Below are 1,561 nucleotides of genomic sequence, written 5' to 3' on the forward strand. Positions count from 1 at the left end.
ATAAATTTAAAGCAAAAATGACAAAAATGGGGCAAGAGTATAGTGATGAAAAAATTGCTAACTTAGCAAACTGGCATAAAGATAGCCACCCAGCTACAAAAGAGAGTGATGGCTCACCAAAGGTATTTTATCACGGCACTAACGCAAATTTCAATGCTTTTGACATAAATAAATTAAAGGGTAGTTGGCTAGGTAAAAGCTTTTATTTTACAGATACTAAACAAAAAGCAAAAGGCTATGGCAAAAATGTAATGTCTATATATTTAAATATCAAAAATCCTTATATCTCAAAAGCAAATGATAATTATGGCTTTGTAAGAGAGGTCAAAGAGCAATTTAATGTAAAAGAAAATTTTGGTGAATTTGACCCAGCACAAGTGCTAAAAAAACACGGCTATGATGGCGTAGTATATAAAGATTGGAATGATGATATAGGCTATATATACACAGCTTTTAGCCCTAATCAAATAAAAAGCATAAGCAATAATGGAGCATTCAATCCACGCTCAAAGATGATGGACGCATACACCAAAGTAGGGCTACCTATCGCTCTTGTTGGTGGTGGGCTTGGATATATGGGAACTCAAAGTATAGTAGATGGGTATAAAAACAAAGATACCACAAATCAAACTAGAGCCAAGCAATATGCTAAATTTCTAGCTGAAGCTAATGAGCCAACGCAAGACGCACCAAATGAGCTTTATAAGGCTTATACAAAGGCTAAAAAAGATATAGAAAAACCAAGTAAAAAAAATCCGTATTTGTCGGATAGATAACTTAAGTAGGCGTGGCTCGTTAAATGATAAAATGGAGTGATAAAGAGTTGCGTAAAGCTAGAGACGCTAATCTAATATAAAGGAGAACAATATGAAACATTTTGTATTTTTAGTTATAATATTTTCATTTGGATATAGCTTTACTTTTGTTAGCCCAAATGCTATTAGACATAGTTTTTGCGATAATGAATGTAATCAAATAACTTCTAATAAAGCACGACAATATCGTAAAGATTTTAATAGAGAATATTTCAATAAATGCGTAAATGCTTGTATAAATTATCAAGATTATCGTAATTTAAAATAAAGGAGAAAAAAATGGCTGAAGTTTTAAATTTAGACACAAATAAGCTAATTAGTGATTATAAACAAATAGAAGCGTCAATCGTTAGTGAAAACTCGATATTTGATAAGGCTATTAAATATCTTAATGATAGCTTTAATGATAAAACCCTAGCCCCAAAAGATAAGATAACAATCCAATCAAATCTGATGAGTGCGATGGCTATTAATCTAACAGCAAAAGCATTAGAAACGGCTTTAAACTGGCAACAAATCAATACCCAACTAGAACTATCAAAGCAAGAATTAGAGTTAAAGAAAGAGCAAACTAATAGCCAAAAGCTACTCTCAAATGCTGAAATTGAGTTTAACAAAGCAAGAACGGAGCTTGTAAAAGCTCAAACTTCTACCGAAAAACAAAAAAACGCCGCAGTAATAAGAGAAATAGCTAGTTATGATGACCAACTACGCACAAAAGAAGCTGAGATAATCACAAATGCGGT

At 32.3% G+C, this 1,561-nt stretch carries 3 protein-coding genes; all 3 read left to right on the top strand.

Annotation, left to right across the window (positions count from 1 at the left end; all coding sequences use genetic code 11):
* Positions 1–776 (top strand): ADP-ribosyltransferase-containing protein (locus tag CSUIS19073_RS08205; RefSeq protein ID WP_442863272.1); only part of this gene is annotated, 776 nt, incomplete at its 5' end.
* Between the two features lie 91 nt (positions 777–867).
* A complete protein-coding gene (locus tag CSUIS19073_RS08210; protein ID WP_086236864.1) occupies positions 868–1,083 on the top strand; it encodes a hypothetical protein in 216 nt (71 codons plus the stop codon).
* Between the two features lie 11 nt (positions 1,084–1,094).
* A partial coding sequence (locus CSUIS19073_RS08215; protein ID WP_086236863.1) for a hypothetical protein occupies positions 1,095–1,561 on the top strand: 467 nt, incomplete at its 3' end.

This window comes from Campylobacter sp. RM19073, from assembly GCF_024723495.1.
In the GTDB taxonomy this organism is placed as follows: domain Bacteria; phylum Campylobacterota; class Campylobacteria; order Campylobacterales; family Campylobacteraceae; genus Campylobacter; species Campylobacter porcelli.